Source organism: Catellatospora chokoriensis (genome assembly GCF_011297315.1).
GTDB lineage: Bacteria > Actinomycetota > Actinomycetes > Mycobacteriales > Micromonosporaceae > Catellatospora > Catellatospora citrea.
This window is the reverse complement of sequence record NZ_JAAOTI010000012.1, coordinates 1-14,724: the sequence shown is the minus strand read 5'-3', so window position 1 is coordinate 14,724 and position 14,724 is coordinate 1. Positions and strand designations below refer to the sequence as shown.

Annotated in this window: 11 protein-coding genes, 1 tRNA gene and 1 pseudogene; 10 read left to right on the top strand and 3 right to left on the bottom strand. The window is 71.8% G+C overall.

Features of this window, described 5'->3' with window-relative positions; all coding sequences use genetic code 11:
• Window positions 1-56: 56 nt before the first annotated feature.
• Window positions 57-533: a thioredoxin-dependent thiol peroxidase gene (gene bcp, locus HAV39_RS18945; protein ID WP_191840546.1), complete on the top strand. Its 477-nt coding sequence runs from the start codon at window positions 57-59 to the stop codon at window positions 531-533.
• A gap of 69 nt (window positions 534-602) precedes the next feature.
• Window positions 603-675 (top strand) — tRNA-Leu (locus tag HAV39_RS18940).
• Between the two features lie 11 nt (window positions 676-686).
• Here HAV39_RS18940 and HAV39_RS18935 read toward each other — a convergent pair.
• The gene (locus tag HAV39_RS18935; protein WP_191840545.1) at window positions 687-1,040 is read right to left on the bottom strand and encodes an MmcQ/YjbR family DNA-binding protein; all 354 of its coding nucleotides are present in this window, start codon (window positions 1,038-1,040) and stop codon (window positions 687-689) included.
• A gap of 181 nt (window positions 1,041-1,221) precedes the next feature.
• Between HAV39_RS18935 and HAV39_RS18930 the strand changes: the two genes are divergently transcribed.
• Both HAV39_RS18930 and HAV39_RS18925 read left to right on the top strand, forming a co-directional pair.
• Window positions 1,222-4,329, top strand: a complete 3,108-nt coding sequence (locus tag HAV39_RS18930; RefSeq protein ID WP_191840544.1) for a M14 family metallopeptidase — start codon at window positions 1,222-1,224, stop codon at window positions 4,327-4,329.
• Window positions 4,330-4,427: 98 nt separating this feature from the next.
• The gene (locus HAV39_RS18925) at window positions 4,428-4,943 is read left to right on the top strand and encodes a GNAT family N-acetyltransferase (protein WP_191840543.1); all 516 of its coding nucleotides are present in this window, start codon (window positions 4,428-4,430) and stop codon (window positions 4,941-4,943) included.
• On the opposite strand, the gene HAV39_RS18920 is transcribed toward HAV39_RS18925, so the two are convergent.
• Together HAV39_RS18920 and HAV39_RS18915 are read right to left on the bottom strand one after the other, a co-directional pair.
• Window positions 4,936-5,781, bottom strand: coding sequence for an MOSC domain-containing protein (locus tag HAV39_RS18920; RefSeq protein ID WP_191840542.1), 846 nt, complete (start codon window positions 5,779-5,781; stop codon window positions 4,936-4,938). The two genes, HAV39_RS18925 and HAV39_RS18920, sit on opposite strands and share 8 nt — an antisense overlap.
• A gap of 74 nt (window positions 5,782-5,855) precedes the next feature.
• Window positions 5,856-6,698 (bottom strand): class I SAM-dependent methyltransferase, encoded by an 843-nt coding sequence (locus tag HAV39_RS18915; RefSeq protein ID WP_191840541.1) that lies wholly within the window; start codon window positions 6,696-6,698, stop codon window positions 5,856-5,858.
• Between the two features lie 123 nt (window positions 6,699-6,821).
• Here HAV39_RS18915 and HAV39_RS18910 point away from each other — a divergent pair, with 123 nt between their 5' ends.
• The 6 genes and pseudogenes from HAV39_RS18910 to hutH all read left to right on the top strand — a co-directional run bounded on the left by HAV39_RS18910 (window position 6,822) and on the right by hutH (window position 14,694).
• On the top strand, window positions 6,822-7,691 hold the full coding sequence (locus tag HAV39_RS18910; RefSeq protein ID WP_373311832.1) for a MurR/RpiR family transcriptional regulator: 870 nt from the start codon (window positions 6,822-6,824) through the stop codon (window positions 7,689-7,691).
• A gap of 12 nt (window positions 7,692-7,703) precedes the next feature.
• The gene (gene hutU / locus HAV39_RS18905; protein WP_191840540.1) at window positions 7,704-9,353 is read left to right on the top strand and encodes a urocanate hydratase; all 1,650 of its coding nucleotides are present in this window, start codon (window positions 7,704-7,706) and stop codon (window positions 9,351-9,353) included.
• Window positions 9,354-9,390: 37 nt separating this feature from the next.
• Entirely contained in the window at window positions 9,391-10,590 is a 1,200-nt protein-coding gene (locus HAV39_RS18900; RefSeq protein ID WP_191840539.1) for an allantoate amidohydrolase, read from the top strand.
• Window positions 10,590-11,957 (top strand): formimidoylglutamate deiminase, encoded by a 1,368-nt coding sequence (locus HAV39_RS18895; RefSeq protein WP_373311834.1) that lies wholly within the window; start codon window positions 10,590-10,592, stop codon window positions 11,955-11,957. Before HAV39_RS18900 ends, HAV39_RS18895 begins: the two co-directional genes overlap by 1 nt.
• Window positions 11,945-13,069: pseudogene (gene hutI, locus HAV39_RS18890) on the top strand (imidazolonepropionase); the annotation flags it as partial. The gene HAV39_RS18895 and the pseudogene hutI, both read left to right, overlap by 13 nt.
• 89 nt (window positions 13,070-13,158) lie before the next feature.
• Window positions 13,159-14,694 carry a histidine ammonia-lyase gene (hutH, locus tag HAV39_RS18885; RefSeq protein WP_191840536.1) on the top strand — a complete coding sequence of 512 codons (1,536 nt, stop codon included), beginning with the start codon at window positions 13,159-13,161 and terminating at the stop codon, window positions 14,692-14,694.
• Window positions 14,695-14,724: the final 30 nt, after the last annotated feature.

Below are 14,724 nucleotides of genomic sequence, written 5' to 3'. Positions count from 1 at the left end.
GTGCGTCGGTTCCGCCCTCACCTGCGAGGCCGGGCGGCCCGGCTAAGGTGTCCGGTGTGACGGAGAACGTACGACTCGCGCCCGGTGACGCCGCCCCCGACTTCAGCCTGCCGACCGCGGACGGCGGCACGCTCAGCCTGTCCGACCTGCGCGGCAAGAAGGTCGTGCTGTACGCCTACCCGGCCGCGATGACCCCCGGCTGCACCACCCAGGCCTGCGACTTCCGCGACTCGCTCGCCTCGCTCACCGCCAAGGGGTACGCCGTGGTCGGCATCTCCCCCGACGCGCCCGCGAAGCTGGCCAAGTTCGTCGAGCGCGACGCGATCACCTTCCCGCTCGTGAGCGACCAGGACAAGTCGGTCCTCACCAGCTACGGCGCGTTCGGCGAGAAGAAGAACTACGGCAAGGTCGTGCAGGGTGTCATCCGGTCCACCTTCGTCATCGACGAGAAGGGCCTGATCGAGCACGCCTTCTACAACGTCAAGGCCACCGGCCACGTCGCCAAACTCCGCCGGGATCTCAAGATCGACTGAAATCGCGTAGCCTGCATCACGATCGTCGGCGAGGATGAGCGAGAATACGGCGGGCAGCTGATGCCCCCTGGGGCCGTAGCCCAACGGCAGAGGCACGCGGTTTAGGTCCGCGCCAGTGCGGGTTCGAATCCCGCCGGCCCTACTCACCCTCGCTCAGCTCGACCCGAGCACGCGCAGGTGTTCGGCGGCGACGCGTCTGGGCACGCACATGCGCCAGGCGTCGATGATCAGCTCGCGCATCTCGCCCTCGTCGAGCGCGGCCATCCGTGCCTGCACCCAGTGGTAGCGCAGGTCGGACGTGCGCGGCAGGAAGAACTTGTCCGGCTCGGCCGCCACCAGCGCGTCGCGGGCCTCCTTCGGATAGCCGAAGCCCAGCTCCGTCTCGTCGGCGGAGAGGGCCGCGAACACGATCCACCCCACCCGGAACTTGACCCGGTCGCGCACCAGCGCCTCGTACGCCCTCGGCAGCGACAGCGCGACCTGCCGCACCTGTTCCACCGTGACCATTCGCGCCTCCCCTTTGCCGGGCGTACCCGATTCAGCCCGTGACCCGGTGCCACACCCGCCAGTCTGCGCCGGACCGGTGACATTTCGCGCGCGTCTACGCAGAAGACCGCACCTCTATTGACATATTTAACGGTGTTCCGAAAGGCTCGGTGCGCGAGTCCTTCGACACCCTGGAGGGGCAGTGAGGAAACTACGAGTCGTGGCGGTGTGCCTCGGCATGATCGGCGCCATCGCGCTGGTCGTGCCGGCGAGCGCGAAACCCGTCGGTGACAGCGATCGGGCCAGGAATCCGCTCGACGTGTACGTTGGCGAGCTCGATCAGAGCCAGCTGGAACAGTTCCGCAAGCTCGGCATCGACAACGAGGAGTTGCGGACCGCGCCGCTGGCCGGCGGCAAGGTGAAGGTCGAGGCGATTCTCTCCGAAGTGGAGGCGTCGCGGCTGGCCGGTCGCGGTGTGCAGCTGTCGGTGAAGATGATCCGCGGTCAGAAGGCCTCGGACGCGCTGCGCAGGCAGGCGCTGGCCGGCAACGCGGTGTACCGGCCGTACAGCGGGCCGGGCGGCCTGCGCGAAGAGCTGGAGAAGATCGCGGCGGAGAACCCGTCGATCACCAAGCTCCTGACGATCGGGCACACCGTGCAGGGCAAGCCGATCCGGGGCATCAAGCTGTCCCTGGGCGCGCGTTACCTGCCCGACGGGACCAAGCCGTCGGTGGTCTACGGAGCCGCCCAGCACGCCCGCGAGTGGATCACGCCGGAGATGGTGCGCCGGCTGCTGCACCACTACCTCGACGGGTACGGCAGCAATGCCGAGCTGACCAACCTGATCAAGACGCGTGAGCTGTACTTCTTCCCGGTGGTCAACCCGGACGGCTACGACTTCACGTTCACCGAGGGCAACCGGTTGTGGCGCAAGAACCTGCGCGACAACAACGGCGACGGGCAGATCACCGCGGGCGACGGTGTCGACCCGAACCGCAACTACGCCTTCAAGTGGGGATACGACAACGAGGGTTCCTCACCCGACCCGGCCAGTGAGACCTACCGGGGCAGCGGCCCGAACTCGGAGCCGGAGAGCAAGGCGCTCGACTCGTTCTTCAAGCGGGTGCGCCCGGACTACTACATCAACTACCACTCGGCCGCGGAGCTGCTGCTCTACGGCACGGGCTGGCAGGTCAGCACGCCGACGCCGGATGACGTCATCTACACGGCGCTGGCCGGTGACGACGCGAACCCGGCGGTGCCCGGCTACGACCCGGACATCTCCGCCGAGCTGTACACCACCAACGGCGACGTCGACTCGCACATGCAGGCCAAGTACGGCACGCTCGGCTTCACGCCCGAGATGACCACCTGCGAGACGGTGTCGAACTCGATCCCGGACGACGAGTGGCTGGCCGAGGACTGCGCCAGCGGCTTCAACTTCCCGGACGACGAGGAGCTGATCCAGGCGGAGTTCGCCAAGAACATCCCGTTCGCCCTGTCGCTGGCCAAGTCGGCGGCGCGGCCGGACGACCCGGTGTCCTCGCTGGGCCACGTCACCCCGCACTTCGTGACCGACGCCTTCGACGTGTCGTACGGCCGCAGCCAGGACGTGGCCGCGACGATCCGCCGGTCGCTGAAGAACGTGAAGGTGCACTGGAAGATCAACGGTGGCTCCACCAAGAGCGGCTCGGTGAAGGAGTGGAAGGGCGGCGAGCGCTACGGCGACGAGAACGACGACTTCTACGCCGAGTTCCGCGGCACGGTGACCGGGCAGAAGCCCGGTGACCAGGTCGAGGTGTGGTTCAGCGGGTTCTCCGTGACGCCGGGGCGCACCGGTTCGGTGGCCAGCGACCACTTCACCTACCGGGTGAACGGCGACATCGGCGGCAAGGTCCTGATCCTCGCCGCGGAGGACGTCACCGGCCTCAGCCCGGCGCAGGGCGTGACCACGGCGAAGTACGCCGCGGACTACGCCGCGTCGCTGAGCGCGGCCGGCTACTCCAGCGACGTGTACGACTTCGACGCGCAGGGCCGCAAGGCGCCGCACCACCTGGGCGTGCTGTCGCACTACAAGGCGATCGTGTGGGAGACCGGCGACGACATCATCCTGCGGTCGGCCGGGCAGCCCGGCGGCACCGCCGCGAAGGCCGCGCTCGACATCGAGCTGGCTGTGCGCGACTACCTGAACGAGGGCGGCAAGCTGCTGCTCACCGGGCAGAACGCGCTGTTCGCGCAGTCGGCCGACGGGGCGTACTTCTACCACCCGGACGCGCCGGCGCAGCCGGAGTGCACGGTGCGCGCGTACCCGTGCCTGCCGCTGCTGAACGACTTCATGCAGTACTACCTCGGCGCGTACACCTATGTCAGCGACGGCGGCACCGACCCGGACGGCGCGCCGTACGGTGTCGGCGGCGGCGCGGGCGCGTTCAGCGGCTTCTCGGGCGCGCTCAACGGGGCCGGCTCGGCGGGCAACCAGACGCACACCGCGTCGTTCCTGACCACGTCGAGCTTCCTGCCGCCGGCGCAGTTCCCGCAGTTCAACAGCTCCGCCCCGGCGGACTGGCTGCGTCCGGGAGCGGCGCCGTTCGACCCCCGCACCGGTGGCTGGTACACCTACAGCGACCGGGCGGACACGTCGTACAAGCGGCTCACCCGGACCGTGGACCTGACCGGCAAGACGTCGGGCGAGCTGCGGTTCTGGTCGTCGTACGACACCGAGCCGAACTGGGACTTCATGTTCGTGGAGGCGCATCCGGTCGGCTCGGACGACTGGACCACGCTGCCGGACACCACCGGGCACAGCACCCAGGTGACCGGTGACAGCTGCGCGAGCGGCTGGTCCGACCTGCACCCGTTCATCTCGCACTACCAGGGCGCGGACTGCTCGCCGACGGGCACGACGGGCGCGTGGCACGCGCTGACCGGTCCCTCCGGGGGCTGGACGGAGCTGGCCTACGACCTGACCCCGTACGCGGGCCAGCAGGTGGAGATCTCGATCTCCTACGTCTCCGACTGGGGCACGCAGGGGCTCGGCGTCTTCCTCGACGACGTGACGGTGAGCGCCGACGGCGCTCAGGTCGCGACGACCTCGTTCGAGGACGGCTTCGGCGGCTTCACCGTCGCCGCGCCGCCGGCCGGCTCGCCGGACAGCAGCAACACCTGGCTGCGCAGCCAGCAGGCGTTCGAGGAGGGTTCGATCGTGGTCACCCGTGACACGGTCTTCACCGGCTTCGGGGCCGAGGGCCTGACCCCCGCGCAGCGCAACGATCTGGTCAAGCGCTCGATGAAACACCTGCTCGGGCACTGACCCGCCGGGCACTGAGTCAGGAAGGGCACCTTCCTCCACGCATAGCGTCGGGAAGGTGCCCTTCCTTTGTTCCGAGCGGGGGTTCGTAGGATCGGATCATGCGCTTTGAGCTGGACCCCGAGCTGACCGACGACGTACGCGAGCAGATCATCGGCATGTGGACCGACGTCTCGAACGCCGGCGGGTCGGTCGGTTTCGTGGGGCAGGTGACGCGGGACGACGTCGAGCCGGTGGCCCGGGTGGCGTTCGACGGGATCGCGGCCGGGATCGACCGGCTGCTGGTCGGATACGACGAGGGCGGCACCGTCGCGGCCATGCTGATCCTGGTCAGCAAGCGGTTCGCGCTGGCGGCGCACTGGCGCACGGTGGGCCGGGTCATGGTGCATCCGCGGCGGCAGGGGCGGGGCGAGGGCGCGGCGCTGATGCGCGAGGGCGCACGGGTCGGCCGCGAGATGGGGCTCGAAGGCCTGCACATCACCGTGCGCGGGGGCATGGGGCTGGAGCGCTTCTACACGCCGCTGGGCTACCGGGAGATCGGCCGCCTGCCGGGCGCGCTGCGGGTGGCCCCCGGCGACGACCGCGACGAGGTGGTGATGTGGCTCGACCTCAGCTGAGGTCGAGCGGGTCGCGGAAGCGGTCCAGCACCTCGACCGGGTCGCCGACGCCGATCTCGCCGACCGTGTCGGGGATCAGGTTGGTGCCGAAGAGCAGCTGTTGGTCGACGTTGCGGTAGCGGGCCAGGGTGCGCAGCGGTTCGCGGCCGCGGTCGCCGGTCTCCTGGTCGGTGGTGGTGACCACGCAGCGGCCGCACGGCTTGGCGGCCCGGAACACGAGCGCGCCGATGCGCAGCCGCCGGCCGAGCCAGTCGTCCTCGGCGAACGGCGTCGCGCCGTCGACCACCACGTTGGGCCGGAACCGGGCCATCGGCAGCGGGCCCTCGTCGGAGCCAGACTCGGCGATCCAGTCGTTGAGCCGGTCCAGCGAGGCGCTGTTGGTCAGCAGCAGCGGGAAGCCGTCGGCGAAGGAGACCCGGTCGGTGGGCAGCGAGTACTCCGGTTCGACCGGGCGGCGGCTCGCCGGGTCGTCCATCCAGACCAGCCGCACGTCACGGTCGAGTTCCTTGCTGAGCAGGGCGTCGGCGTCCGGCCCGGCCGCGGTCGCGGCCATGGTGATACGCCCCCACAGCGTGGAGGTCACCGCCGGGTCGGCTGCCGGCTGCGCGACCAGCAGCGGCTCGGAGCCGGGAAAGGACAGCTCCAGGCCGGTGCCCACGGGCACGGCGCGCAGCAGCGCGAGGCGGGCGACGTCGCGCTGGGTCACCTGGTCGCCGTCCCGGTCGATGATCATCCAACGCCGGTCGCCGACCAGGCCCCAGGGCTCGACGACGGCCCGCTCGTGGTCGATCCGGCGGCAGCCCTTGATCGGGTACGTGTGCAGCGCGCTCACTCGCATGACGCGACGTTATCAGCGCGTCACGCGCCAGCATGCCCGCTGTCGGCGACGCGTCCGGCAGCGGGCGGCCCGCTTCAGCGCCAGGCTGCCCCGATGCCGTCGCCGGGATACCAGTGCTCCTTGGGCTGCTCGCGGAAGGCCAGGAAGCGGCGGCCGGTCTTCTCCGCGTGCTTGAGCAGCACAGTGGTGATCGTGACGTTGTCGGTGAGCAGCAGCGCCCGCTCGGACAGGTGCGGCTCGACCGCGGTGAACTCACGCTGCTCGTGCCCGGCGCTGTGGTCGCTGTCGTGCAGGAACATGTCCACCGGCCGGTCCAGCGCGTTCAGCGTCGTGATCGAGTCGCCGATGACCAGGTCCACCACCCCGGCCCAGGGTTCGGCCTTGGCCAGGTAGCCCGCCTCGGGGTTGATGTCGAGCGAGGTGACCCGGCCCGGGTGGCCCTCGGCCGCGTTGCGCAGCAGCGCCGCGGCCAGCACGCAGGTGCCCAGGCCCTTGTCCACGCCGGTCTCCACCACGTGGCGCGGCTTGCGGGCGCGGACCAGGGCATACCAGCCGACCCGGCGGGCGTAGCGGACCTGCTTGTCGGCCAGGCCGCGGCGGGCGGACTTCGCGGTGGCCTGCTCGATGTGCGTGCGCAGCGCGTCGTCGGCCTCGATCTCGACCATCCAGCGGCGCACGTCGACGACGGGGGCCTCGGCGACGATGCTGACGAACCAGGCCAGGTGCTCGCGGTTGAGCTGGGTCAGGTCGTAGGTGTAGTTGTGGTGCTCGCGGGAGGTCACCAGCCAGCGCGCGGACTGCCGCAGCACTTTGGCGTCGTGCCTGGCCACCCGGGCGAGCCGCTTCGGCAGCGCGGCCAGCGGGGCCAGCGCGGTGCGCGACACGGCACGCCTGATCCGGGTCTTGCGGTCGGGCATGGGGACGCACCTTCCACGGCGAACATGAATCCGTGTGCGAGTTCTATCATGTCCGACCATCCCCGGGACAGACCTGAGATTGTCACTGAATGAAAGTTTGCATACAGTGTCGTTGTGAATGTGGTGGCAACAACCGACGCGTCGACCGGGGCAGCAGCCGGGGCGACGGCGGGCGTGCGCGCACTCGTGCAGGGTGCCCGCCTGACGCCCACCCAGCGGCGCATCGCCCGGGAACTCGTGCACCACGCCGACACCGTCGCCTACCTGTCCGCCGCCGAGGTCGCCGAGCTGGCGCAGGTCAGCCAGCCGTCGGTGACCCGGTTCGCGATGGCGCTGGGCTTCGACGGCTATCCCGCGCTGCGCCGCCGCCTGCGCGAGCTCACCGCGGGGCCGCGCGCCACGACCGCCCCGGACGGCGACAACGACCTCCAGCGTGCCGTACGCGGGGAGATGGCCAACCTGACCCGGCTCGCCGACCACCTCGCCGACCCGGCCGCGGTGCACGCCGCCGCGGGGCTGCTGGCCGCCAGCCGCCCGCTGCCCGTGGTCGGCCTGCGCGCCGCCGCCCCGCTCGCGGGCTACTTCGGCTACTTCGCCGCCAAGATCCACCCCGAGGTGCGGGTGCTGGACACCGGCGGCAGCATGCTCGCCGAGCGGCTCGAACAGGCCGCCGACTCCGGCGCGCGGGCCGTGCTGGCGTACGCGCTGCCGCGCTACCCCCGGGAGCTGCGCGACGCCCTCACCGAGGCCCGCAACCTGGGCCTGAAGATCGTCGTGGTGACCGATTCACCGGTCAGCCCGGCCACCGACCTCGCCGACGTGACGCTCACCGCCGCGGTCGGCTCCCAGCTCGTGTTCGACCTGCACACCGCCCCCATGGTGCTGACCATGGTGCTGCTGCAGGCCATCAGCGACGTCGACCCGGCGGCCACCCAGCGCCGGCTCGAACACTTCGAGAGCTCGGCCACCCGCCGCAGCGTCTTCACGGAATAGGTAGGGGAAGCGATGGAGCAGATCATCCGTGCCGCGACCGGCACCACCCGCACCGCGATGGGCTGGCCGCAGGAGGCGGCGATCCGGATGCTGTGCAACAACCTGGACCCGGACGTCGCCGAGCGCCCGCAGGACCTGGTGGTCTACGGCGGCACCGGCAAGGCCGCCCGCGACTGGCCGAGCTTCCACGCCCTCATCCGCACCCTGACCACGCTCAAGGACGACGAGACCATGCTGGTCCAGTCGGGCCGCCCGGTCGGCGTGTTCCGCACCCACGAGTGGGCCCCGCGCGTGCTGCTGGCCAACTCGAACCTGGTCGGCGACTGGGCCACCTGGCCCGAGTTCCGCCGCCTGGAGCAGCTCGGCCTGACCATGTACGGCCAGATGACCGCCGGCTCCTGGATCTACATCGGCACCCAGGGCATCCTGCAGGGCACCTACGAGACCTTCGCGGCCGTCGCGGCCAAGAAGTTCGGCGACACCCTCGCCGGGACGCTGACGCTGACCGGCGGCTGCGGCGGCATGGGCGGCGCGCAGCCGCTCGCCGTCACCATGAACGGCGGCGCGTGCCTGATCGTCGACGTCGACAAGACCCGCCTGGACCGCCGGGTGCAGACCCGTTACCTCGACGTGGTCGCCGACTCGCTCGACCACGGCATCGAGCTGGCGCTGGCCGCCAAGCGCGAGCGCCGCCCGCTGTCGGTCGGCGTCGTCGGCAACGCCGCGACGATCTTCCCGGAGCTGCTGCGCCGCGGCGTCGAGATCGACATCGTGACCGACCAGACCAGCGCCCACGACCCGCTGTCCTACCTGCCCGAGGGCGTGTTCATGGAGGAGTGGCAGACCTTCGCGGCCGACAAGCCCGAGGAGTTCACCGAGCGGGCCCGCGCCAGCATGGCCAAGCACGTCGAGGCCATGGTCGGCTTCATGGACGCGGGCGCCGAGGTGTTCGACTACGGCAACTCCATCCGCGGCGAGGCCCAGCTCGGCGGGTACGACCGCGCGTTCGCGTTCCCGGGCTTCGTGCCCGCGTACATCCGGCCGCTGTTCAACGAGGGCAAGGGACCCTTCCGCTGGGCCGCGCTGTCCGGCGACCCGGCCGACATCGCCGCCACCGACAAGGCCGTGCTCGACCTGTTCCCGGAGAACGAGTCCCTGTCCCGCTGGATCAAGATGGCGCAGGAGAAGGTCGCCTTCCAGGGCCTGCCCGCCCGCATCTGCTGGCTCGGCTACGGCGAGCGCGACAAGGCCGGCGTCCGGTTCAACGAGATGGTCGCCGACGGCACGCTGAAGGCCCCGATCGTCATCGGCCGCGACCACCTCGACTGCGGCAGCGTCGCGTCCCCCTACCGGGAGACCGAGGCGATGCTCGACGGCTCCGATGCGATCGCCGACTGGCCGCTGCTCAACGCCCTGGTCAACACCGCCTCCGGCGCGTCGTGGGTGTCCATCCACCACGGCGGCGGCGTCGGCATCGGCCGCTCCATCCACGCCGGGCAGGTCACCGTCGCCGACGGCACCGCCCTGGCCGCCCAGAAGATCGAGCGAGTCCTCACCAACGACCCCGGCATGGGCGTCATCCGCCACGTCGACGCCGGCTACGACCTCGCCGCCGAGGTCGCCGCCGAACGCGGCGTCCGCATCCCGATGCGTGAGTCCTGATGAGCGCGCGGATGAGGGTCGGCGTGGAGGTGTCGGGATGAGCGCGTTCGCGGAGCTCTGGGCGCAGCTCGCGCCGGTCGGGCGGGACGCGGAGACCGGCGGTTACCTGCGCTACGCCTTCGGACCGGCCGAGATGACCCTGCGAGCCTGGTTCCTCGAGCAGGCCAAGGCGCGTGACCTGGTGATCGAGGAGGACGGCAACGGCAACATCTTCGCGTGGTGGGGCGATCCCGCCGCCGGGGACGCCGTGCTGACCGGCTCGCACCTGGACTCGGTGCCGCACGGCGGGGCGTACGACGGGCCGCTCGGTGTGGTCAGCGCCCTGCTCGCGGTCGACGAGCTGCGGGCCCGTGGCGCCACCCCGGCCCGCCCGATCGGCATCGCGGTCTTCGCCGAGGAGGAGGGCTCCCGGTTCGGGCTGGCCTGCCTCGGCTCGCGCCTGCTCGCGGGCCTGGTCGACCCGGCCGCCGCGGCGGCGCTGACCGACCGCGACGGCGTCACCCTGGACACCGCCATGCACGAGGCACTCGGCGCGGGCCCGGCCGGGGCCCGGCCGGAGCTGCTGGGCCGCCTCGGCTGCTACGTCGAGCTGCACGTGGAGCAGGGCCGGGCCCTGGTCGACCTGGACCGCCCGGTCGCCGTGGCCAGCGCGATCTGGCCGCACGGCCGCTGGCGGCTGGACTTCACGGGCGAGGCCAACCACGCCGGCACCACGCTGATGGCCGACCGCCGCGACCCGATGCTCACCTTCGCCGCCACCGTGCTGGCCGCCAACGACGAGGCCAGGCGCCTCGGCGCGCACGCCACCATCGGCCGCGTCCAGGTCTACCCGAACGCCACCAACGCCATCCCCGGCAAGGTCAGCGCCTGGCTGGACGCCCGCGCCGACTCCCCGGACACGATGGAGCAGGTGGTCGCCGGAGTCCACCTGCAGGCCCAGCACCGCGCCCTGGCCGACGGCACCAAGGTCACGCTGACCGCCGAGTCGGTCTCCCCGGAGACCGAGTTCCACACCGGCCTGCGCGACCGCCTGGCGAAGCTGCTCGACGACGCCCCCGTCCTGCCCACCGGGGCGGGCCACGACGCGGGTGTCCTGAGCGCCTTCGTCCCGACGGCGATGCTCTTCGTCCGCAACCCGACCGGGGTCTCCCACTCCCCCGCCGAGCACTCCACCGACACCGACTGCGAAGCCGGCATCCAGGCCCTCGCCGACGTCCTGCAGGACCTCGCGTGCTGATCCACTGCCAGTACGCCTGGCTCCCCGACGGCGTCTTCCCGGACGTCGTCCTGGAGATCCGCGAAAACCGCCTGACCCGCGTGACCCGCCGCCAAGATCGCGACGATCTTGCGCGAACTGTTGCGGATATGCCCGATTCGGGCGTGTCGTCCCCACAGTCCACGCAAGATCGTCGCCCCGAGGGGGCGGTGTATCGGGCTGGGTTGACCATGGCGGGGTTCGCCAATGCGCACTCGCACGCGTTTCATCGGGCATTGCGGGGGCGTACGCATGGGGACCGGGGGTCGTTCTGGACCTGGCGGGAGCAGATGTACCGGGTGGCGGCGGCGCTCGATCCGGACTCGTACTACCGGCTCGCGCGCGGGGTCTACGGGGAGATGGCGCTGGGCGGGATCACCTCGGTGGGCGAGTTCCACTACCTGCACCACGGGCCGGACGGCACGCCCTACGGCGACCCGAACGCGATGAGCCAGGCGCTGATCGCCGCGGCCAGGGACGCGGGGCTGCGGATCACGCTGCTGGACACGCTCTACCTGACCGCGTCCGTGGACGGCAAGCCGCTGGAAGGGCCGCAGCTGCGGTTCGGCGACGGCGACGCGCTGCGCTGGGCGGACCGGGTCGACGCCCTGCCCGACGCACCGCACCTGGTCGTGGGGGCGGCGATCCACTCGGTGCGGGCGGTGCCGCTGCCGCAGATGGCGACCGTGGCCGCCTGGGCCGCCGGGCGGCCGCTGCACGCGCACGTGTCCGAGCAGCGCGCCGAGAACGAGGCCTGCCTGGCCGAGCACGGCCGTACGCCGACCGAGGTGCTGGCCGACTTCGGGGCGGTGCACGAGACGTTCACGGCGGTGCACGCGACACACCTGACGCACCGGGACATGGCGCTGCTGTCGGACTCCTACGCCTGCTTCTGCCCGACCACCGAACGCGACCTCGGCGACGGCATCGGCCCGGCCCGCACCCTGGCCGACGCGGGCACCCGGCTGACCTTGGGCAGCGACAGCCACGCGGTCATAGACTTCTTCGAGGAGTCGCGGGCCCTGGAGCTGGACGAACGCCTCGCCACAGAGCAGCGCGGACACTTCACGGCGGCCGAGCTGCGGGCCGCGGCGACGGCGACCGGACACACCAGCCTGGGCTGGCCCGACGCCGGGCGCATCGAGGTCGGCGCACGTGCCGACCTGGTGACCGTGGCGCTGGACAGCCCGCGCACCGCGGGGATCGACCCCGAGGGCGTGCTGTTCGCGGCGAGCGCGGCCGACGTCACCCACGTGCTGGCCGACGGCCGGGAGATCGTCCGCGACGGGCGGCACGGCACCGTCGACGTGGCCCGCGAGCTGCAGGAGGCGATCTCGTGTCTCTACTGATCACCAACATCGGCGAGCTGACCACGAACGACCCCGAGCTGGGCGTCCTGCGCGACGCCGCGATCGTGGTCGGCGAGCGGGTCGAATGGGTCGGCCCGGCCGCCGCCGCACCGGCCGCCGACGAGCGCGTCGACGTACGCGGGGCGGCGGTGCTGCCCGGTTTCGTGGACAGCCACAGCCACCTGGTGTTCGCCGGGGACCGCGCACCGGAGTTCGCGGCGCGCATGGCCGGGGAGCCGTACACCGGCGGCGGCATCCGCACCACGGTCGCCGCGACCCGCGCCGCCACCGACGACCAGCTGCGCGCCAACGTGGCCCGCCTGGTCGGCGAGGCGCTGCGGCAGGGCACCACCACCATCGAGATCAAGAGTGGGTACGGCCTCAGCACGCTCGACGAGGCCCGCTCGGTCCGCATCGCGCGCGAGTTCACCGACGAGGTCACCTTCCTCGGCGCGCACGTGAAACCCGCCGACTCCCCCGACGGCTACGTGGACCTGGTCACCGGCCCGATGCTGGACGCCTGCGCGGAGTATGCGGGCTGGGTCGACGTGTTCTGCGAGCGGGGCGCGTTCGACGTCGCGGAGTCGCGCCGGGTGCTCAAGGCGGGCATCGCCGCCGGGCTGCGCCCGCGCATCCACGCCAACCAGCTCACCATGGGCGGCGGCGTGCAGCTCGCCGTCGAACTCGACTGCGCCAGCGCCGACCACTGCACCCACCTGTCCGACGCCGACGTGGACGCCCTGGCGCACTCGGACACCGTCGCGACCCTGCTCCCGGGCGCGGAGTTCTCCACCCGCGCGCCCTACCCCGACGCGCGCCGCCTGCTCGCCGCCGGCGTCACCGTCGCGCTGGCCTCGGACTGCAACCCCGGCTCGTCGTACACCTCGTCCATGCCCTTCTGCATCGCCCTCGCGGTGCGGGACATGGGCATGACCCCCACCGAGGCCGTCTGGGCCGCGACGGCAGGCGGGGCCCGCGCCCTGCGCCGCCCCGACCTGGGCCACCTCGCCCCCGGCGCGTCCGCGGACCTGATCGTCCTCGACGCCCCCTCTCACCTGCACCTGGCCTACCGGCCCGGCGTGCCGCTGATCGCTTCCGTCGCAAGGAAGGGCACCTTCCACTCGCTATGCGTAGAGGAAGGGCACCTTCTTAACGCCTCGGGGCCGCACCATCCGGAATCTCCGCACAAGGGAGTGCTCTCATGACCGTCATCGTCGAACCCACCGGCATCGCCCCCGGCGCTGTCGCCGCGGTGGCCCGCGCCGACGCGCAGGTCGCCATCAGCGAGGCCGCCATCGCCGCGATGCAGGCCAGCCGCGCCATCGTCGATGACATCGAACGCGCCGGCCGACCCGTGTACGGCGTCTCCACCGGCTTCGGAGCGCTGGCCAACACCTTCATCGCCCCCGAACGCCGCTCCGAGCTGCAGCACGCGCTGATCCGCTCGCACGCCGCCGGCATCGGCGCGCCCATGCCGCGCGAGGTGGTGCGGGCCATGATGCTGCTGCGGGTGCGCTCGCTGGCGCTGGGCCACTCCGGCGTACGCCCGCTCGTCGCCCAGGCGCTCGTCGACCTGCTCAACCACGACATCACCCCGTGGGTGCCCGAGCACGGCTCGCTCGGCGCGTCCGGCGACCTGGCCCCGCTGGCCCACTGCGCGCTGGTGCTGATGGGCGAGGGCTGGGTGCTGGGCAAGGACGGCGCCCGGGTGTCCGCCGAGGACGCCCTGCACGCCGCCGGGCTCACCGGCATCTCGCTGTCCTCCAAGGAGGGCCTGGCGCTGATCAACGGCACCGACGGCATGCTCGCCATGCTGCTGCTGGCCTGCGACGACCTGGGCCACCTGTGCACCATGGCCGACGTGACCGCGGCGCTGTCGATCGAGGCCATGCTCGGCACCGACCGGCCGTTCCACCCGTCGATCCACGAGATCCGCCCGCACCCGGGCCAGGGCGCGAGCGCCGCCAACATGTACAAGCTGCTCCAGCAGTCGTCGATCATGGACAGTCACCGGGACGACCACGAGCACGCGGTGCAGGACGCGTACTCGATGCGCTGCGCCCCGCAGGTCGCCGGCGCGGCCCGCGACACCCTGGAGTTCGCCCGCACCGTCGCCGCCCGGGAGCTGGTCAGCCTCGCCGACAACCCGGTGGTGCTGCCCGACGGCCGGGTCGAGTCGACCGGCAACTTCCACGGCGCGCCGCTCGGCTTCGCCGCGGACTTCCTCGCCATCGCCGCGGCCGAGATCGGCTCGATCAGCGAGCGCCGGGTGGACCGGCTGCTCGACATGACCCGCTCGCGGGACCTGCCGCCGTTCCTCAGCCCCGACGCGGGCGTCAACTCCGGCCTGATGATCGCGCAGTACACCGCGGCGGGCATCGTCGCCGAGAACCGGCGGCTGGCCTCGCCCGCCAGCGTCGACACCATCCCGACCTCGGGTATGCAGGAGGACCACGTCAGCATGGGCTGGGCCGCGGCGAAGAAGCTGAGGGTCGTCCTGGACAACCTGACCAGCCTGCTCGCGGTGGAACTGCTGGCCGCGGTACGCGGTCTGCAGCTGCGCGCCCCGCTGACCCCGTCCCCCGCCGGCCGGATCGCCATCGAGCAGCTCACCCCGGTCATCGGCACGCCCGGCCCCGACGTCTTCATGGCCCCGATCCTGGAGCAGGTCCGCACCGTCGTCTCCGGCCCCGACCTCCTCGACGCCATCAAAACCCAGGTAGGCCCCCTGGCCTAACCCCCCGCCCCCCGCCCCGCCCCGCCCCGC